Raw genomic sequence first — 20,085 nt, 5'->3', positions numbered from 1 at the left:
AGACAAGAAGAATGAAAGCTTACGCCGTACCTTTCGAAAAATTCGTCAACCTGGCCGATGCCCGTCTGGGCACCAAAATCATCTCGGTCACCGATGACTGGTTCGCAGACGCCAATCGTCTGTTCCAACCGACCCCGGCCGTATGGAAGGAGGGCGTGTTCGATGACAACGGCAAGTGGATGGACGGCTGGGAATCGCGCCGCAAGCGCTTCGAAGGCTTCGACAGCGCCGTAATCCGTCTGGGCGTACCGGGTTCGATCAAAGGCGTGGACATCGACACTTCATTCTTCACCGGCAACTTCCCGCCATCGGCCTCTCTGGAAGCGTGCTTCCTGGCCTCGGGCGAGCCTGATGAAAACACCCAGTGGACTGAAGTGCTGTCGGCCGTCGAGCTGCAGGGCAACAGCCACCACTACCACGAAATCAGCAACGACCAAGCGTTCAGCCACCTGCGCTTCAACATCTACCCGGACGGCGGTGTAGCTCGTCTGCGCGTGTATGGTGTTCCGTTCCGCGACTGGTCGGCGGTTGGCGACAACGAGCAAGTCGATCTGGCAGCAGCCCTCAATGGTGGCCGCGCCCTCGCCTGCTCCGACGAACACTTCGGCCGCATGAGCAACATCCTCAACCCGGGCCGTGGCATCAACATGGGCGACGGTTGGGAAACTGCACGTCGTCGCACGCCGGGCAATGACTGGGTCATCGTCGCGCTGGGTCACCCAGGCGAGATCGAGAAGATCGTCGTCGACACCCTGCACTTCAAAGGCAACTACCCGGACACCTGCTCGATCCAGGGCGCGTTCGTGAAAGGCGGCACCGACAGCCAGATCGAAACCCAGTCACTGTTCTGGCGTGAACTGCTGCCGAGCCAGAAGCTGGAAATGCACGCCGAACACACCTTCGTCGAGCAGATCAAGGCACTGGGCCCGATCACCCACATCCGCCTGAACGTGTTCCCGGATGGTGGTGTGAGTCGCCTGCGCGTTTTGGGCAAGGTCGCGAAATAAGCGCTGAACCCAATCGCTAGCAGGTCGAATCGTCGCACCGTCGCTCCCACATTTGGAATGCATTCCCCTGTGGGAGCGAGCCTGCTCGCGAAGGCGTCAGAACAGTCAACACAGAATTCGGATAAGAAGAACAGCATGCGCACACTAACGATTGAACCGCTGAGCAAAGAAGCCTTCGCCCCTTTCGGTGACGTCATCGAAACCGACGGCAGCGATCACTTCATGATCAACAACGGTTCGACCATGCGCTTCCACAAACTGGCGACGGTCGAAACCGCTCAGCCTGAGGACAACGCGATCATCAGCATCTTCCGCGCCGACGCGCAGGACATGCCGCTGACCGTTTGCATGCTGGAACGCCATCCGCTGGGCAGCCAGGCTTTCATTCCGCTGCTCGGCAACCCCTTTCTGATCGTGGTCGCGCCCGTTGGCGATGAACCTGTATCAGGCTTGGTCCGCGCCTTCGTCACCAACGGCAGGCAGGGCATTAATTACCATCGCGGCGTTTGGCACCATCCGGTGCTGACGATCGAAAAGCGGGATGACTTCCTGGTGGTTGATCGCAGTGGCACAGGCAATAACTGCGATGAGCATTTTTTCAAAGAGGATGAGCGTTTGATCCTCGCCCCCCACCAATAAGAGAAGGTCTGATCACTCGACAACAAGAGTGACAGGCGAGAGGTAAAGACTGTGGAAGCACATCTGTTGGAATGGCTGAACCTGAGCGTGCGCTGGGTTCACATGATTACTGGCGTGGCCTGGATCGGTGCGTCGTTCTACTTCGTCTGGCTGGAGAACAACCTCAACCGCGTCAACCCGAAAACCGGCCTGGCCGGTGATCTGTGGGCGATCCACGGTGGCGGTATCTATCACCTCGAAAAATACAAACTGGCCCCGCCGTCGATGCCGGAGAACCTGCACTGGTTCAAATGGGAAGCCTACTTCACCTGGATGTCGGGGATCGCGCTGCTGTGCGTGGTGTTCTACTCCAACCCAACGCTCTACCTGCTGGCTCCGGGCAGCACACTGAGCGGCCCTGAAGGCGTGGCCATCGGTATCGGCTCGCTGTTCCTCGGCTGGTTCATCTACTCCTTCCTGTGCGATTCGGCCCTGGGCAAACGCCCTGCTCTGCTCGGCTTCATTCTGTTCGTGCTGATCATCGGCGCGGCGTATGGCTTCAGCAAAGTGTTCAGCGGTCGTGGTGCGTACCTGCACGTCGGCGCGATCATCGGCACGATCATGGTCGGCAACGTGTTCCGCATCATCATGCCGGCGCAGCGTGCACTGGTCGCCGCGATTGCCGAGAACCGCACGCCGGATCCGGCGCTGCCAGCCAAAGGCTTGCTGCGTTCGCGTCACAACAACTACTTCACCCTGCCGGTGCTGTTCATCATGATCAGCAACCACTTCCCGAGCACCTATGGCAGCCAGTACAACTGGTTGATCCTCGCCGGGATCGCAGTGTTGGCAGTGTTGGTGCGTCACTACTTCAACACCCGTCACGACAGCCACAAGTTTGCCTGGACCCTGCCAGTGGCAGCGGTGGGCATGATCACTCTGGCCTACGTCACCGGCCCGACGCCGATGTCGACCGCGCCGGAAGTGGCCAAGGCACCAGCGAAAATCGAGTACCAACCGCTGCCGGAGACGGCACTGGGCGGTGGCGCGAAACCGGCTGAAGCGGCGGCACCTGCTGCACCCGCAGAAGCACCTGCTGCACCGGCACAGGCGTCGAATGCTGGCCCGGGTTTCGACAAAGTGCACACAGTGATCCAGGAGCGCTGCGCGGTTTGCCATTCGGCCAAACCGACCAGCCCGTTGTTCAGCGCTGCACCAGCGGGTGTGATGTTCGACACCCCTGAGCAGATCCGCCAGAACGCGGCGCGCATCCAGGCGCAAGCCATCACCACGCAGATCATGCCACTGGGCAACATCACGCAGATGACCCAGCAGGAACGTGACCTGATCGGTGCATGGATCGCCCAGGGAGCACAGACCAACTAAGCAACAAAGCTTCGCGAGCAGGCTCGCTCCCACAGAGATCGCGCATTTCCTGTGGGAGCGAGCCTGCTCGCGAATCGCCTTAACGCGGTTTACCTGATGCACAGAAACAGCTGTGAGCAACCCAACAGCTGTTAATCACAAGAATAAAAAGATCCGAGGTGTTGCATGTCCGAGCTGTCCAAAGCGCGCATCCCCGACGCACCCGCCATTCAGCGATTGCCCCTTTTGCAACTGATCCTGGTCGGTTTGCAACATGTTCTGCTGATGTACGGTGGTGCCATCGCGGTGCCGCTGATCATTGGACAGGCCGCTGGCCTGAGTCGTGAAGAAATTGCCTTCCTGATCAACGCCGACCTGCTGGTCGCCGGTATCGCCACCATCGTGCAGTCCATGGGCATCGGCCCGATGGGCATCCGCATGCCGGTGATGATGGGCGCCAGTTTTGCTGCAGTCGGCAGCATGGTCGCCATGGCCGGCATGCCCGGAATCGGCCTGCAAGGCATCTTCGGGGCGACGATCGCCGCCGGTTTCTTCGGCATGATCATCGCGCCGTTCATGTCCAAGGTCGTGCGCTTTTTCCCGCCGCTGGTGACCGGCACGGTCATCACCTCGATCGGTTTGTCGCTGTTCCCCGTGGCCGTGAATTGGGCCGGTGGCGGTGCCGCCGCTGCGCAATTCGGCTCACCGATTTATCTGGCCATCGCCGCCCTGGTATTGGGCACCATTCTGTTGATCCACCGCTTCATGCGCGGTTTCTGGGTCAACATTTCCGTCCTGATCGGCATGTGTTTCGGCTACGTGCTGTGCGGCGCGATCGGCATGGTCGACCTGAGCGGCATGGCCAACGCGCCATGGATTCAGTTCGTCACCCCGCTGCATTTCGGCATGCCGAAATTCGAACTCGCGCCGATCCTGTCGATGTGTCTGGTGGTGGTGATCATCTTTGTTGAATCCACCGGGATGTTTCTCGCCTTGGGCAAGATCACCGGCCAGGAAGTCTGCCCGCGCATGCTGCGCCGCGGCTTGCTGTGCGATGCCGGCGCTTCGTTTGTGGCGGGTTTCTTCAACACGTTTACCCATTCCTCTTTCGCGCAGAACATCGGTCTGGTGCAGATGACCGGCGTGCGTTGCCGCTCGGTGACCATCGTTGCCGGTGGCTTGCTGATCGTCCTGAGCCTGTTGCCAAAAGCGGCATTTCTGGTGGCGTCGATTCCACCGGCGGTACTCGGCGGCGCAGCGATTGCGATGTTCGGCATGGTTGCCGCGACCGGCATCAAGATTCTCCAGGAAGCCGACATCGGTGACCGCCGCAACCAGTTGCTGGTCGCGGTGAGCATCGGCATGGGCCTGATCCCGGTGGTGCGTCCGGAGTTCTTCGCACACCTGCCACTGTGGATGAGCCCGATTACCCACAGCGGCATCGCCATGGCCACGCTCAGTGCGCTGACGCTGAACCTGCTGTTCAACATTCTCGGCGGCAAGGAGCGCGCGGCGATCAACGACTGCCATGCGCACCAGCACTGACGGAGTCACCACAAAACCTTGTGGGAGCGAGCTTGCTCCGGGCGGCGTTCCGACGAAAGCGGTATGACATTCAACCCATCAGTTGACTGAAAGAACGCCTTCGTCGGAACGCCGCCCGGAGCAGGCTCGCTCCCACAAGGGCTAAGCAACAGCTCTGCGCCTCAACAATAAAAACAAGAGGGAGCAACAGATGATTCGCACGCAAACCAACGTTCTGTTGAGTGGCGGCCTGCTGGCCGCGAGTCAGGCCATGGCCGGCGATTTACTGCTGTGGCAGACCAACAGCCTCAGTTATCTGTACGGCAAGAATTTCGCGATCAACCCGTCGATCCAGCAGACGCTGACCTTCGAGCACGCCGACAAGTGGAAGTACGGCGACAACTTCCTGTTCGTCGACAAGATCTTCTACAACGGCAAAGAAGACGCGAACAAAGGCCCACACGCGTTCTACGGTGAATTCACCCCGCGCTTCTCGTTCGGCAAAATCTTCGACCAGAAGCTCGAGTTCGGCCCGATCAAAGACGTCCTGCTCGCCATGACTTACGAGTACGGCGAAGGCGACAGCGAGGCCTACCTGATCGGCCCCGGCTTCGACCTCAAGGTGCCCGGTTTCAACTACGTCACCCTGAACATCTTCCGCCGTCAGACCGAAGGCCCGCGCCCCGGCGACGGCGTCTGGCAGATCACCCCCGGCTGGTCCTACAGCTTTCCCTTAGGCAATTCCGATGTGCTGATCGACGGCTATCTCGATTGGGTGGTCGACAACGATGAGAACTCGCGCGGCACCTACCACGCCAACCTGCACATCAATCCGCAGATCAAATACGACTTGGGCAAAGCCCTGGGCTGGAGCCACAAGCAGCTGTACGTCGGCACCGAATACAGCTATTGGAAAAATAAATACGGCGTCGAAAACACGCACAACTTCGACACCAATCAGAACACCGCCAGCCTGCTGGTCAAGGTGCACTTCTAAGATGGCCCGCAACCGTGCTCCATACCTGTCGTCGGTGCTCTGTTGCGGGGCACTTGAGACCTGGCCGTTGAGTCAGTATTCTCCGCGGCCTCTTGAATTCGGTCTAAAAAAAAGCCCGGATTTAATTCCTGACCGACAGGCCAACTTATCCCGGCCCCGGTCAGTACCGAGGCATCCCGAAAACACACTCAATCGACTGTTTGTCAGCAGCCGAGCGGGTGTTTTTTTGCTTTTCGAAAGCCTTGGCTCGGCTCTTGCTAACAGCATCGAAGCTGACCGATCGGATGAGTTTTTGCAGCAACGAAAAAAGGCGCCACACCAGAGCGCCGATCTTAAAAAAATAACGTGGAACACCTACTTTGGGAGCAACCGAATGAAACGTATGTGCACCAGCCTGATGCTCGCGGGATCGATGTTGGCCGGCGGCCAGGCCATGGCCGAAGGCCTGCTGCAGTGGCAGAACAACAGCCTGACCTATCTGTATGGCAAGGACTTCCAGGTCAACCCGCGCATCCAGCAGACCGTCACCTTCGAGCACGCCGATGCGTGGAAGTACGGGGACAACTTCCTGTTCGTCGACAAGATCTTCTACAACGGCAAGCCTGACAGCGGCGTCGGCAACAACACGTATTACGGCGAGTTCAGCCCGCGCCTGTCGCTGGGCAAGATCCTCGACCAGAAGATCGAGTTCGGCCCGATCAAAGACGTGCTGCTGGCGATGACGTATGAGTTCGGTGAAGGCGACGTCGAGTCTTATCTGATCGGTCCTGGTTTCGACCTGGCCATCCCGGGCTTCGACTACTTCCAGTTGAACTTCTACCAGCGCCACACCGAAGGCCCACGTGCGGGCGACAACGTCTGGCAGATCACCCCGGTGTGGTCGTACACCATTCCGGTCGGCAACTCGAACATCCTGATCGACGGTTTCATGGACTGGGTCAGCGACAACGATGTCAACAAAAAGGGCGAGTACCACGCCAACCTGCACTTCAACCCACAGATCAAATATGACCTGGGCAAGGCGCTGAGTCTCGGTGAGAAGCAGTTGTATGTCGGTGTTGAATACGACTACTGGAAAGACAAGTACGGCATCGACGACACTGGTGCGTTCAAGACCAATCAGAGCAACACCAGCTTCCTGGTGAAGTACCACTTCTGATGCTGATATAAGTGGCGTCTGCGAGGACGCCATCGCTGGCAAGCCAGCTCCCACAGGGTTCGGTGTCGCACACAACTGTTGTGTTCAACCGGGAACCTGTGGGAGCTGGCTTGCCAGCGATTGCCGCACCACCGATCTCAGGCTGGAACCACCGCCTCGGACAGCCCCAAAAACCGGCACAACTCTTCCCGCTTGGCCAACGCATCCCTGCGCCCCAAATCAATCAACTCGCTGCAATACCCCGCCTCGAACAGCAAATAACTCAACACCCCTGCCCCACTGGTCTTGGTCGCCCCCGGCCCGCGCAAAAACAAACGCAACGCCGCCGGCAATTCCTGGCGATGCCGTGCCGCAATCTCATCGATCGGCTGACTCGGCGAAATCACCAGCACCTCCACCGACGCCACGCCCAACTCGCGCGTCGGCGTGCCGGCAGGCATCAAGTGGCTGAACTGGTTGAGACGCTGGAGCAACTCGATGTCGCTCTCGAGGCTGTCAATGAACGTGCTGTTGAGCATGTGCCCGCCAATCTGCGCCAGCGTCGGCTGTTGCCCCGTATAAGCGCGCTCCAGCGGCTGCTGCGGATCAAACCCGCGCGGGTTGCCGCTGACACCCACCACCAGCACCCGGCTCGCCCCTAAGTGCAGCGCCGGGCTGATCGGCGCCGATTGCCGCACCGCGCCATCGCCAAAGTATTCATCGCCAATTTTCACCGGCGCGAACAGCAACGGAATCGCCGAGCTGGCCAACAAGTGATCCACCGACAGTTGCGTCGGCACACCAATACGCCGATGCCGCAACCACGCATCGATCGTGCCGCCGCCCTGATAGAACGTCACCGCTTGCCCGGATTCGTAGCCGAACGCGGTCACCGCCACCGCATGCAATTGCTTGCGCGCGATCGATTCGGCGATGCCGGGCATGTGCAGTTTTTCATTGAGCAGTTCGCGCAGTGGCGAACTGTTGAGCAGTGCCACCGGCAGTTGCCGACCGAGGCCAAGCAGACTGTGACTGACAAAACGACTGGCCTGACGAATAACGCCGGGCCAGTCACTGCGCAACACGCGATGGCTGCGAAAGCCTTGCCAGAACAAGGTGAGACGTTCGATGGCGGCGCGAAAATCCGTGGCACCACTGGCAAGGCTGACCGCATTGATCGCCCCGGCCGAGGTACCGACGATCACCGGGAAAGGATTGTCCGCACCTAACGGCAGCAATTCGGCAATCGCCGCCAGCACCCCCACCTGATACGCCGCCCGAGCCCCGCCGCCGGAAAGAATCAAACCTGTGACCGGTTCAGCTGGGCTCATCGCAACACTCCATGGTGCTTGAAAGGATGGGTGAATCAACCGCGCTTGGCGTACAGCTTCGGCTCGCCCGGTGGACGGCTCTTGAAGCGCCGATGCGCCCACAGGTACTGCTCGGGGCAGGCACGCAAAGCGCTCTCGACCCACTGATTGATGCGGATGCAGTCAGCTTCTTCGGTTTCGCCGGGGAAATCTTCCAGCGGCGGATGAATCACCAAACGATAACCGCTGCCGTCGGCCAGACGCTCCTGCGTGAACGGCACCACCAGCGCCTTGCCGAGACGGGCGAATTTCGTCGTCGCCGTCACGGTCGCCGCCTGAATACCGAACAGCGGCACGAAGATGCTCTGCTTGGCGCCGTAGTCCTGATCCGGTGCATACCAGATCGCGCGACCGGAGCGCAGCAACTTGAGCATGCCGCGTACGTCGTCACGCTCCACCGCCAGCGAATCGAGGTTGTGCCGCTCGCGGCCCTGACGCTGAACATAGTCAAACAACGGATTCTTGTGCTCGCGGTACATGCCGTCGATGGTGTGCTGCTGGCCGAGCAGCGCTGCACCGATTTCCAGTGTGGTGAAATGCGCGGCCATCAGGATCACGCCTTTGCCTTCGCGCTGGGCCTTTTGCAAATGCTCCAGGCCTTCAACGTGGGCCAGCTTGGCCAGACGCTCGCGCGACCACCACCAGCTCATGGCCATTTCAAAGAAAGCGATGCCAGTGGAGGCGAAGTTCTCCTTGAGCAGACGTTTGCGCTCGGCGGCGGATTTTTCCGGGAAGCACAGTTCAAGATTGCGCTTGGCAATGCGCCGCCGGTCGCCGGCCACGCGATACATCAAGGCGCCCAAAACTCGACCGATGGTCAGCAAGGCCGGATACGGCAACTGCACGATCAGCCACAAAAGCCCCAGACCGCACCAGAGCGGCCAGAAGCGTGGCGATAAAAATGCTTTTCGAAAACGCGGGCGATCCATTAAAGCTTCCGTAAATACAGTGGCCGCGCATTCTACATCGTTCGACCCGGCTTGCGGCCTGCGGGCGTTCTCGTTATAAGTCTCGGCACTTTTAGTGACAAGCCGTTGTATGCCGACATGAGCCAAACCGAACCGTTAGACCAAGATCCCGTATTCCAGCTCAAGGGCAGCATGCTGGCCATTACTGTGCTGGAACTGGCCCGTAACGACCTCGAAAGCCTCGATCGGCAATTGGCCGCCAAAGTCGCCCAGGCGCCGAACTTCTTCAGCAACGCGCCGCTGGTTCTGGCGCTGGACAAACTGCCGCCGAGCGAAGGTGCCGTCGATCTGCCGGGCCTGATGCGCGTCTGCCGCCAACATGGCCTGCGCACCCTAGCGATTCGCGCCAGCCGCATCGAAGACATCGCCGCCGCCATCGCCATCGATATTCCAGTGCTGCCGCCGTCGGGCGCCCGTGAGCGGCCGCTGGAAACACCCGAAGCCGAAGTCAAAAAGAAGCCGGAAAAACCGCCGGAGCCAACGGTCAAACCGACCCGCGTCATCACCACGCCAGTACGTGGTGGCCAACAGATATATGCCCAGGGTGGCGATCTGGTCGTGGTGTCCTCGGTCAGCCCGGGGGCGGAACTTCTCGCCGATGGCAACATCCATGTATACGGCCCGATGCGCGGTCGGGCGCTGGCCGGCGTGAAGGGTGATACCAAGGCACGGATTTTCTGTCAGCAATTGAGCGCTGAACTGATCTCCATCGCCGGTCATTACAAGGTTTCCGAAGATTTGCGTCGCGACCCTATGTGGGGCTCAGGCGTACAGGTCAGCCTGTCGGGCGACGTGTTGAACATCATTCGGCTTTAACGGATACTGCCGCATTTTCCAAGCATCTCTAAAACGTAGCGAAAACGGCTCAAACGAAGTAGGAAAAAGGCTCAACGCCGAATTCCAGCCAAGGCTGTCCGACTGCAGTAGTTTTCAAGAGATGTTTTTCAGGGGCTAAAAAGTCCTTCTTCCTTAGGGGTGAAACACCTTGGCCAAGATTCTCGTGGTTACATCCGGCAAGGGTGGTGTGGGTAAGACCACCACCAGCGCCGCTATCGGTACCGGCCTCGCTCTGCGCGGCCACAAAACAGTGATCGTCGACTTCGACGTGGGCTTGCGTAACCTTGACCTGATCATGGGTTGCGAGCGCCGCGTGGTGTATGACTTCGTCAACGTGGTCAACGGCGAAGCCAACCTGCAACAAGCGCTGATCAAAGACAAGCGCCTGGAAAACCTCTACGTACTGGCCGCCAGTCAGACCCGCGACAAAGACGCGCTGACTGTCGAAGGCGTGGAAAAAGTCCTGATGGAGCTCAAGGAACAATTCGAGTTCGTCGTCTGCGACTCTCCGGCGGGCATCGAGAAAGGCGCGCACCTGGCCATGTACTTCGCTGACGAAGCGATCGTCGTGACCAACCCGGAAGTGTCCTCGGTACGAGATTCGGACCGCATGCTCGGCCTGCTGGCGAGCAAATCGCGTCGTGCCGAACGTGGCGAAGACCCGATCAAGGAACACCTGCTGATCACCCGCTACCACCCGGAGCGCGTTGAAAAGGGCGAAATGCTCGGCGTTGAAGACGTCAAGGAAATCCTTTCGGTAACCCTGCTCGGCGTGATCCCGGAATCCCAGGCGGTGCTCAAGGCATCCAACCAGGGCGTCCCGGTGATTCTCGACGACCAGAGCGATGCCGGTCAGGCCTACAGCGATACCGTCGACCGTTTGCTGGGCAAAGAAAAAGCCCACCGTTTCCTCGATGTCGAGAAGAAGGGATTCTTCGAGCGCCTGTTTGGAGGTAGGTAATGAACCTTTTTGACTTCTTTCGTGCCAACAAAAAGCCAAGTACCGCCTCGGTAGCGAAAGAGCGTCTACAGATCATCGTGGCGCATGAGCGCGGCCAGCGCAGCACGCCGGATTACTTGCCAGCCTTGCAGAAGGAACTGGTCGACGTGATCCGCAAGTACGTCAACATCGGCAACGACGACGTACATGTTGCACTGGAAAGCCAGGGCAGTTGCTCGATTCTGGAACTCAACATCACCCTGCCTGATCGCTGAGTCGATTTGGCAGTCGCTACGGCGGCTCGGACTATTGATGCTTGTGTAGGAGCTGCCGAAGGCTGCGATCTTTTGATCTTCAAAGTCAAAAGATCGCAGCCTTCGGCAGCTCCTACAGGGTTATCAGCAGTTCCGAGCCGCCGTTGGCATTTGTTACGAGGCTGTTTTAATGCCGCTGTCCAACATCCACATCATCCATCGGGACGCCGCCGTACTGGTGGTGAACAAGCCGACGTTGTTGCTCTCGGTGCCCGGTCGCGCCGATGACAACAAGGATTGCCTGATTACCCGCCTGCAGGAAAACGGCTACCCGGAAGCGCGCATCGTCCATCGCCTGGACTGGGAAACCTCCGGCATCATTTTGCTGGCGCGTGATGCCGATACGCATCGCGAACTATCGCGGCAGTTTCACGACCGCGAAACCGAAAAGGCCTACACCGCTTTGGCCTGGGGTCAGCCGGAACTCGACAGCGGCAGCATCGACTTGCCACTGCGTTACGACCCGCCGACCAAACCGCGCCACGTGGTTGATCACGAATTCGGCAAACACGCGCTGACCTTCTGGCGCGTACTGGAACGTTGCGGTGACTGGTGTCGCGTTGAGTTGACGCCGATCACCGGCCGTTCACATCAGTTGCGTGTGCACATGCTGTCGATCGGGCATCCGCTGCTTGGTGACGGGCTCTACGCCCACGAGCAGGCGCTGGCGGCATGGCCACGCCTGTGCCTGCACGCGAGCATGCTCAGCTTCACCCACCCGCAAACCGGCGAACGCCTGCGCTTCGAGTGCCCCGCACCGTTCTGACGGACACCGCCGAAACCATGTAGGAGCTGCCGAAGGCTGCGATCTTTTGATCTGGTGTTTCATAAATCAAAAGCAAGATCAAAAGATCGCAGCCTTCGGCAGCTCCTACAGGGATCCGGTGCAGATTCAATTCCCCGGCCGATGCGTTAAACTCCCGCCCATTGCTGTCTGGAGTTTCTTATGCGCGAAGAGTTGAACCAAGGCCTGATCGACTTTCTCAAGGCCTCCCCTACCCCGTTCCACGCCACCGCCAGTCTGGTGCAGCGTCTGGAGGCCGCCGGTTACGTGCGCCTCGACGAGCGCGAGCCATGGACCACCGAGCCGAACGGCCGCTATTACGTCACCCGTAACGACTCCTCGATTGTCGCAATCAAAATGGGCCGCAACTCACCCCTGCACGGCGGCATCCGCCTGGTTGGCGCACACACCGACAGCCCGTGCCTGCGGGTCAAGCCGCAACCGGAACTGCAGCGTCAGGGCTTCTGGCAACTGGGCGTTGAAGTCTATGGCGGCGCGCTGCTGGCACCGTGGTTCGACCGCGATCTGTCGCTGGCCGGCCGCGTAACCTTCCGCCGCGACGGCAAAGTCGAAAGCCAATTGATCGATTTCAAGGCACCGATCGCGATCATTCCCAACCTGGCGATTCACCTCAACCGTGAAGCCAATCAGGGCTGGGCGATCAACGCGCAGACCGAACTGCCGCCGATCCTCGCGCAATTTGCCGGTGACGAACGTGTTGATTTCCGCGCCGTGCTCACCGATCAACTGGCCCGCGAACATGGTTTGAACGCCGACGTCGTGCTGGATTACGAGCTGAGTTTCTACGACACGCAAAGTGCTGCAGTGATTGGCCTCAATGGCGACTTCATTGCCGGCGCGCGCCTCGACAACCTGCTGTCGTGCTACGCCGGTCTGCAAGCCTTGCTCACCGCCGAAACTGACGAAACCTGCGTATTGGTGTGCAACGACCACGAAGAAGTCGGCTCCTGCTCGGCCTGCGGTGCCGATGGCCCGATGCTCGAACAGACCCTGCGCCGTCTGCTGCCGGAAGGTGACGAATTCGTCCGCACCATCCAGAAATCCCTGCTGGTCTCGGCCGACAACGCCCACGGTGTGCACCCCAACTACGCAGAAAAGCACGACGCCAACCACGGCCCGAAACTCAACGCCGGCCCGGTGATCAAGGTCAACAGCAACCAGCGCTACGCCACCAACAGCGAAACCGCCGGGTTCTTCCGCCATCTGTGCATGGCCGAAGAAGTGCCGGTGCAAAGCTTCGTGGTGCGCAGCGACATGGGCTGTGGCTCGACCATCGGCCCGATCACCGCCAGCCACCTCGGTGTGCGCACTGTCGACATCGGCCTGCCGACCTTCGCCATGCACTCGATCCGCGAACTGTGCGGCAGCCATGACCTGGCGCATCTGGTCAAAGTGCTGAGCGCGTTCTACGCCTGCCGCGAATTGCCGTAACCATTCGGGACCACTTGTTCGCTGTAGGAGCTGCCGAAGGCTGCGATCTTTTGATTCTGTTTTTAAGATCAAAAGATCGCAGCCTTCGGCAGCTCCTACTCAGATCAATACCGGTCGGCAGAAACCGACCTAGACTTACATCATTCATTTCGACAAGGCAGTCTCCATGATCTCGATGTCTTCGTTCCACGCCATGCTCATTCCCATCCTGTGCGGAATGATCCTGCTGGCGATCGGTTTCAACTTCCGTGACAAGAATGCCGGCGTGTTCGCCATGTGGGTCGGCATGCTGACAATCCTCGCCACCGTGGTCTACAAGATCCTCGCCAAACTCAACGAATAAATCCGCGCCCGGCTCGCATTGCTTTAGTGGGCCTCGTACACTCCAGCGAATCCGCCCCTTGCGAGGTTGACCGCCTAGTGTTCGCTCGTCTTTTTGCTTTGCCCAGTCTGTTCCTCGTCTGCCTGATGACGCTGTTGCCGCTGGCGCCCGCCCACGCGGTCGGTTTGCCCGGTCTGCTCAACACCAACAAGGCGCAGCCCGAAGCGCAGGAACCGCTCGGCCAGTCCCTCGACGAAGTCATCAAGTCGCTGGAAAACGACAAGCAACGTGCACAGTTGCTGACCGATCTGAAGAAGCTGCGCGACGCCACCAAAAAGGCTCAGGCCAGCCCTGAAGAAGGCGTGCTCGGCTTGATCGGCGGCACTCTGTCCAACTTCGAAAAACAATTCACCGGCGCCGACAGCCCGCTCAACCGCTGGGGCAACGAGTTCGATCTGGCCAAGGACGAACTGAGCGCGATGATGCTGCCGGCCAACGAGTGGCTGCCGATCATCTTCGGCTTCGCCATGATCCTCGCGGTGTGGAGCCTGCTCGCCGCCGCACTGATCTGGCTCAGCCATCGTGTGCGCATGCGCTTCGGCCTCACCGAAGAACTGCCGCAACACCCCAAAGCCCTCGACATGTTGCGCTTTGCGTTACGCAAGCTCGGGCCATGGCTGATCGCGTTGGTGATGACGGTCTACATGAGCTACGCGCTGCCGTCGTCACTGGGCAAAAGCCTGGCGATGGTGCTGGCCTATGCGCTGGTGGTCGGCACCTGTTTCTCGGCGATTTGCGTGATCGCGTTTTCCCTGCTCGACGGCCCGCACCGCCATCGCGCGCTGTATATCTTGCGCCATCAGGCGTTCCGGCCGTTGTGGCTGATCGGCAGCTTCGCCGCGTTTGGTGAAGCGCTGAATGATCCGCGCCTGATCGAAAGCCTGGGTGTGCACCTGGCCCACTCCGCCGCGACCATCGCCAATGTTCTCGCGGCGCTGTCGACCGGTCTGTTCATCCTGCGTTTCCGCCGACCGATTGCACACCTGATCCGCAACCAGCCACTGTCAAGACGCCTGACCCGCCGCGCTCTCAGCGACACCATCGAAATCCTCGGCACCTTCTGGTACGTGCCAGCGCTGGTGCTGGTCGGCATCTCGCTGTTCGCCACCTTCGTTTCCGCCGGCGACACCAGTACCGCCTTGCGCCAGTCGCTGATCTGCACCGTGCTGCTGGTGTTGTGCATGGTGATCAACGGCCTCGTACGCCGCCACTCCTTGAAACCGCAACGCGGGCCGAAACGCCACGCGCTGTACTCCGAACGCCTGAAAAGCTTCTTCTACACCCTCGCGCACCTGGTGGTCTGGCTGGTGTTTATCGAACTCGGCCTGCGCGTCTGGGGCCAGTCGCTGATCGGGTTCGCCGAGGGCGAAGGGCACGACGTCAGCGTCAAACTGTTCAGCCTGATCGGCACACTGATTTTCTCCTGGCTGATCTGGATCCTCGCCGACACCGCCGTGCACCACGCCCTCACCCGCTCGCGCAAAGGCCTGGCGAATGCCCGTGCGCAAACGATGATGCCGCTGATCCGCAACGTGCTGTTCGTGGCGATCTTCATCATCGCGCTGATCGTCGCCCTGGCGAACATGGGCATGAACGTCACGCCACTGCTGGCCGGTGCCGGTGTGATCGGTCTGGCCATCGGTTTCGGTGCGCAGTCGCTGGTCGCGGACCTGATCACCGGCCTGTTCATCATCATCGAAGACTCACTGGCCATTGATGACTACGTCGACGTCGGCGGCCACCTCGGCACCGTCGAAGGCCTGACCATCCGCACCGTGCGCCTGCGCGACATCGACGGCATCGTCCACACCATCCCGTTCAGCGAAATCAAAAGCATCAAGAACTACTCGCGGGAATTCGGCTACGCGATCTTCCGCGTCGCGGTGCCGTACAACATGGAAATCGACGACGCGATCAAACTGATGCGCGAAGTCGGGCAGAAGATGCGCACCGACCCACTGCAACGCCGCAATATCTGGTCGCCGCTGGAGATTCAGGGCGTCGAGAGTTTCGAGTCCGGCAGCGCAATCCTGCGCGCACGGTTCAAGACCGCGCCGATCAAACAATGGGAAGTGTCCCGAGCCTTCAACCTGTCGCTCAAACGCCATCTCGATGAAGCCGGACTCGATCTGGCAACGCCGCGCATGAGCGTGCAAGTGATCACTGCCGGTGGCGGTCAGCCGAAGGAATAGCACTCAGGCGCGCGGTTGCAGTCACAGGCAGGGAAGCCCGACAACAATAATCAAGGAGAACCCGATGCAACTGACGCGCATTGCCCAAGCCGTTCTACTCACCCTGTTCGCCAGCCACGCTGGCGCCGCGACGTTGGAAAGCACCCGCACAACGATCGCCGAACAGGCGCAAAAACTCGAACCGGAACTGCTGGAAACCCGCCGCGACATCCACGCCCACCCGGAACTCGGCAACACGGAAAAACGCACCGCAGACCTGGTCGCCAAACAACTCAAAGCCCTGGGCCTCGAAGTCAAAACCGGCATGGCTCGCACCGGTGTAGTTGCCGTCCTCAAAGGTGCCCTGCCCGGCCCGACCGTGGCTCTGCGCGCCGACATGGACGCGCTGCCGGTCAAGGAAGTCTCCGACCTGCCCTTCGCCTCAAAAGCCAAAGGCACCTATCTCGACAAAGAAGTCGACGTCATGCACGCCTGCGGCCACGACGCCCACACCGCGATCCTGCTCAGCACAGCGAAAATCCTCACGGGCATGCGCGACACCCTGCCCGGCACCGTGGTGTTCTACTTCCAGCCCGCCGAAGAAGGCCCGAGCGACTTCATCCCCGACGGCAAAAACACCTGGGGCGCAAAAATGATGGTCGAGGAAGGCGTGATGAAATCACCAAAACCCGATGCGGTCTTCGGCCTGCACGTCTGGGCCGGCATCCCCGCCGGCCAGATCGCTTACCGCCCAGGCGCCACCCTCGCCAGCTCCGACGACCTGCGCATCAAAATCCTCGGCAAACAGACCCACGCCGGCCGCCCATGGGACGGCATCGACCCGATCACCGTCGGCGCGCAAACCATCGTCGGCCTGCAAACCGTAGTCAGCCGCCGCACCGATATCTCCTCTTACCCGTCAGTGGTCAGCATCGGCACCATCAACGGCGGCACGCGCTACAACATCATTCCCGAATCCGTCGACATGACCGGCACGATCCGCTCCTACGACTACGGCATCCGCCAGAAACTGCACGCCGACGTCCGCCAGACCGTGGAAAAAATCGCCGAAAGTGGCGGTGCAAAAGCCGACGTGACCATCATCGAAAAATACGACCCGACCATCAACAACCCGGCACTGACGGAAAAGATGCTGCCGACCTTGAAGTGGGCGGCCAAGGACGATGTGGTGAATGCACCGCTGGTGGGCGGCGCGGAAGACTTTTCGTTCTATGCCAAGGAAGTGCCGGGGTTGTTTGTCTTTCTCGGCGTGACACCACGAGACCAAGACATGAGCAAAGCCGCACCGAATCATAATCCGGGATTCTTTGTGGATGAGTCGGCGCTGGTGGTGGGCGTGAGGACATTGGCGTCGCTGGCGACGGATTATTTGTATACGAATGCCGGGGCAGGCAAGTAGAGATTAGGTGACTGTGGGGGCGCTTTCGCGAGCAGGCTCGCTCCCACATTTGGATTGTGTGCAGCCTGCAAGAAATGGGTCGGCTGTCGGCCGCTTTCGCGAGCAAGCTCGCTCCCACATTTGGACCCTGTGCAGCCTGTCAGAAACAGGTCGGCTGTCAGGCCGTCATCGCTGGCAGGTTGAACCGTCGCACCGCAGCGCCCACAGTTTTAATTTGTGAACACCCATGCGGCAAAGCCGCCCCACTCAACACAATGAGCGTTAGCTCGAGTACCGCTTTTGATCTTGATCCACGGGCGACGTCGGAAGGCTGAGTGGAGGGATTGATCCGGGGGTGGTGGCGCAGCCAAACACAGCGAGAGGAGGTGCAGCGAAGCAAACCGGAGGCGCTGCGCCCGGATCGATTCCGTAGCGAAGGAACCCCGAGCCCCAGCGAGCGGGCCGCACGTAGGAGCAAGCGTTTTTTTGCTTACTTTTTTTAGGCGTTTGTAAAAAAAGTGAGTCGCCGTAAGGGCGAAACCCTAAGCCGCCGTTACCGCAGCAACGGATACACCCCCAAAACGATCAAACCACATCAACCCCAACGTGAATCGCATCATGCCGCCAAAACTCCAGATCACAATCAATCAACCGCTCATGCTGATCATAATTAACCCGAGCAATCCGCAACCCCGGACTCCCCACCGACACCCTTAAAGCCGCCGCCGCATCCACCGACAATGACGTAGGCACAATCTCAAAGCGCACCCGCCCATAGTGCAAATCGAAATGCCGCGCATACAACTCAGTCATCGACTGATTCAAATCAAACTCAAGAATCCCCGGAAAAAACTGCGGATTCAAATAATGCTCAACATAAAGCACCAACCGCCCATCAATGCGCCGTGACCGACAAATCTGAATCACGCTCGACAACGCCGGCAGTTGCAACCAAGCACACACCGCCGCCGAAGCCGGCTGCAACCGCGCCGAAATCACCTCGGTCGACGGCACCCGCCCCTGCGCACTGACCATCGCGTGAAAGTGACTGCGCTGCATCAGGTTATAGGCCAGACGCGGCGGCGAAACGAACCAGCCACGGCGCTCCTCACGATAAATCTGCCCCTGCGCCTCCAGTTGCAACAACGCCTCTCGCACAGTAATCCGCGTCGTGCCGAACAACTCACTGAGCTTGCGCTCGGCCGGCAACTTGCTGCCCGCCGCCAACAGACCATGATCGAGCTGCTCCTGCAGCACCTGGCCAATCGCTGTCACCGCTTTTGTTGCCTCATCGCGCATCAACGTTACCTATCTGGACTAGACCAGCACTGTTTCGGGGCAAAACCGCACGGCGATCAAGCCGATTTCTGATGTTGCAAGCCTAGGCAGTGCAGATGACCGAGAGATGACAAAACTACCGAACGGTCGTCTTAATGACTTGCAATACATCGGCCAAGTCCCTTGCTCTCCGGGCCTTTGGGCATGGTCTACGCTTATCTGGCAGCCGCCAATACCGGGCAAATAAACGGCCTCCCGCAGGGCTGCCGACATCAAAGTGTCATCCAGCCCCCTTAAATTGGCTCAGGTATTGCTGACCTAGACCAACACACACCGCAATCGCAGCGTTGAACACGACCAAGGAGCTTCGGAATGAAACAGCTTTTCCTGGCAACACTGTTAGGCTCGACCATTGCAATGTGCACCTCCGCCATGGCGGCCGGCACCGACCTGAAAACCCTCGAAGCCGCTGCGAAAGCGGAAGGCGCCGTCAACAGCGTCGGCATGCCCGATGACTGGGCCAACTGGAAAGGCACCTGGGAAGACCTGGCCAAAACCTACGGCCTCAAGCACATCGACACCGACATGAGCTCGGCCCAGGAAATCGCCAAGTTCGCCGCCGAAAAAGACAACGCCACCGCCGACATCGGCGATGTAGGTGCGGCCTTCGGTCCGATCGCGGTCAAGCAAGGTGTGGTGCAACCGTACAAGCCAAGCACCTGGGATCAAGTCCCGGACTGGGCCAAGGACAAGGATGGCAACTGGGCACTGGCCTACACCGGCACCATCGCGTTCATCGTCAACAAGAAGCTGCTGCACGGCTCCGAAGTGCCGACCAAATGGGCTGACCTCAAGGGCGGCAAATACAAGGTCTCCATTGGTGACGTGAGCACCGCCGCCCAAGCCGCCAACGGCGTTCTGGCTGCCGCACTGGCCAACGGTGGCGACGAGAAAAACATCAAGCCTGCACTGCTGCTGTTCGCCGACATCGCCAAACAGGGTCGCCTGTCGATGGCCAACCCGACCATCGCCACCATGGAAAAAGGCGAGATCGAAGTCGGCGTGGTCTGGGACTTCAACGGCCTCAGCTACAAGGCCAAGATGGCCAACCCGGATGACTACGTGGTGCTGATCCCGTCCGACGGTTCGGTGATTTCCGGCTACACCACGATCATCAACAAGTACGCGAAAAACCCCAACGCCGCCAAGCTGACCCGCGAATACATCTTCAGCGACGCCGGCCAGACCAACCTCGCGCGCGGCAACGCCCGCCCGATCCGCGCCGAGCACCTGCAACTGCCGGAAGACGTGAAGGCCAAACTGCTGCCGAACGAGCAGTACAAAAAGGTCACCCCGATCAAAGACGCCGATGCGTGGGAAAAGACTTCGAAAGCCCTGCCACAGCAGTGGAACGAAGAAGTCATCGTCGAGATGAAATAAAGCGGCTGATCACTACTGCGTGATCTGTTGAAGATCCAAATGTGGGAGCGAGCCTGCTCGCGAAGGCGTCGTGTCAGTCGACATCAATGTTGAATGATCTG

General features: G+C 59.8%; 18 protein-coding genes. 15 read left to right on the top strand and 3 right to left on the bottom strand.

All coding sequences use genetic code 11. From position 1 onward, the window contains the following. The first annotated feature begins 11 nt into the window (after positions 1-11). The 6 genes from alc (at position 12) to RMV17_RS08755 (ending at position 6,670) form a co-directional block, all read left to right on the top strand. Entirely contained in the window at positions 12-1,007 is a 996-nt protein-coding gene (alc, locus tag RMV17_RS08780; RefSeq protein WP_311886274.1) for an allantoicase, read from the top strand. A 135-nt stretch (positions 1,008-1,142) separates the two neighbouring features. Beyond that, positions 1,143-1,646, top strand: a complete 504-nt coding sequence (locus RMV17_RS08775; protein WP_034151759.1) for an ureidoglycolate lyase — start codon at positions 1,143-1,145, stop codon at positions 1,644-1,646. Positions 1,647-1,697: 51 nt separating this feature from the next. After that, a complete protein-coding gene (locus RMV17_RS08770; RefSeq protein ID WP_311886273.1) occupies positions 1,698-3,011 on the top strand; it encodes a urate hydroxylase PuuD in 1,314 nt (437 codons plus the stop codon). A 165-nt stretch (positions 3,012-3,176) separates the two neighbouring features. Continuing rightward, positions 3,177-4,535: a nucleobase:cation symporter-2 family protein gene (locus RMV17_RS08765; RefSeq protein WP_311886272.1), complete on the top strand. Its 1,359-nt coding sequence runs from the start codon at positions 3,177-3,179 to the stop codon at positions 4,533-4,535. A 190-nt stretch (positions 4,536-4,725) separates the two neighbouring features. Next, the gene (locus tag RMV17_RS08760) at positions 4,726-5,511 is read left to right on the top strand and encodes an outer membrane protein OmpK (protein ID WP_016982869.1); all 786 of its coding nucleotides are present in this window, start codon (positions 4,726-4,728) and stop codon (positions 5,509-5,511) included. A 373-nt stretch (positions 5,512-5,884) separates the two neighbouring features. Further along, positions 5,885-6,670: an outer membrane protein OmpK gene (locus RMV17_RS08755; RefSeq protein WP_034151763.1), complete on the top strand. Its 786-nt coding sequence runs from the start codon at positions 5,885-5,887 to the stop codon at positions 6,668-6,670. A gap of 137 nt (positions 6,671-6,807) precedes the next feature. On the opposite strand, the gene RMV17_RS08750 is transcribed toward RMV17_RS08755, so the two are convergent. Together RMV17_RS08750 and RMV17_RS08745 are read right to left on the bottom strand one after the other, a co-directional pair. Further along, positions 6,808-7,980, bottom strand: a complete 1,173-nt coding sequence (locus tag RMV17_RS08750; RefSeq protein WP_311886271.1) for a patatin-like phospholipase family protein — start codon at positions 7,978-7,980, stop codon at positions 6,808-6,810. 35 nt (positions 7,981-8,015) lie between these two features. After that, positions 8,016-8,948 carry a lipid A biosynthesis lauroyl acyltransferase gene (locus tag RMV17_RS08745; protein WP_095114336.1) on the bottom strand — a complete coding sequence of 311 codons (933 nt, stop codon included), beginning with the start codon at positions 8,946-8,948 and terminating at the stop codon, positions 8,016-8,018. A 117-nt stretch (positions 8,949-9,065) separates the two neighbouring features. Here RMV17_RS08745 and minC point away from each other — a divergent pair, with 117 nt between their 5' ends. From minC to RMV17_RS08705, 8 genes are all read left to right on the top strand, one after another. Continuing rightward, positions 9,066-9,803 (top strand): septum site-determining protein MinC, encoded by a 738-nt coding sequence (gene minC / locus RMV17_RS08740; RefSeq protein WP_026000431.1) that lies wholly within the window; start codon positions 9,066-9,068, stop codon positions 9,801-9,803. A gap of 169 nt (positions 9,804-9,972) precedes the next feature. Beyond that, a complete protein-coding gene (gene minD / locus RMV17_RS08735; RefSeq protein ID WP_007913953.1) occupies positions 9,973-10,785 on the top strand; it encodes a septum site-determining protein MinD in 813 nt (270 codons plus the stop codon). Then, entirely contained in the window at positions 10,785-11,039 is a 255-nt protein-coding gene (minE, locus tag RMV17_RS08730; RefSeq protein WP_003223146.1) for a cell division topological specificity factor MinE, read from the top strand. The genes minD and minE overlap by 1 nt, the downstream gene beginning before the upstream one ends. Positions 11,040-11,208: 169 nt before the next feature. After that, on the top strand, positions 11,209-11,844 hold the full coding sequence (locus RMV17_RS08725) for an RluA family pseudouridine synthase (RefSeq protein ID WP_311886270.1): 636 nt from the start codon (positions 11,209-11,211) through the stop codon (positions 11,842-11,844). A gap of 180 nt (positions 11,845-12,024) precedes the next feature. After that, positions 12,025-13,314, top strand: coding sequence for a M18 family aminopeptidase (locus tag RMV17_RS08720; RefSeq protein ID WP_311886269.1), 1,290 nt, complete (start codon positions 12,025-12,027; stop codon positions 13,312-13,314). A 166-nt stretch (positions 13,315-13,480) separates the two neighbouring features. Next, positions 13,481-13,657: a hypothetical protein gene (locus RMV17_RS08715; protein WP_016982863.1), complete on the top strand. Its 177-nt coding sequence runs from the start codon at positions 13,481-13,483 to the stop codon at positions 13,655-13,657. 77 nt (positions 13,658-13,734) lie between these two features. After that, positions 13,735-15,888, top strand: coding sequence for a mechanosensitive ion channel family protein (locus RMV17_RS08710; RefSeq protein ID WP_108226908.1), 2,154 nt, complete (start codon positions 13,735-13,737; stop codon positions 15,886-15,888). Positions 15,889-15,952: 64 nt separating this feature from the next. Then, positions 15,953-17,287 (top strand): amidohydrolase, encoded by a 1,335-nt coding sequence (locus RMV17_RS08705; RefSeq protein WP_311886268.1) that lies wholly within the window; start codon positions 15,953-15,955, stop codon positions 17,285-17,287. 564 nt (positions 17,288-17,851) lie between these two features. On the opposite strand, the gene RMV17_RS08700 is transcribed toward RMV17_RS08705, so the two are convergent. Then, complete coding sequence (locus RMV17_RS08700; protein WP_034156558.1) at positions 17,852-18,565, bottom strand: UTRA domain-containing protein; 714 nt, start codon at positions 18,563-18,565, stop codon at positions 17,852-17,854. 351 nt (positions 18,566-18,916) lie between these two features. On the opposite strand from RMV17_RS08700, the gene RMV17_RS08695 reads away from it, so the two are divergent. Continuing rightward, positions 18,917-19,984: an ABC transporter substrate-binding protein gene (locus RMV17_RS08695; RefSeq protein WP_007916337.1), complete on the top strand. Its 1,068-nt coding sequence runs from the start codon at positions 18,917-18,919 to the stop codon at positions 19,982-19,984. Positions 19,985-20,085 lie beyond the last annotated feature (101 nt).

It is taken from the genome of Pseudomonas sp. VD-NE ins, assembly GCF_031882575.1.
GTDB lineage: Bacteria > Pseudomonadota > Gammaproteobacteria > Pseudomonadales > Pseudomonadaceae > Aquipseudomonas > Aquipseudomonas fluorescens_BZ.
The sequence above is the reverse complement of the archived record's forward strand: the minus strand, read 5'-3'. Positions and strand labels throughout refer to the sequence as shown.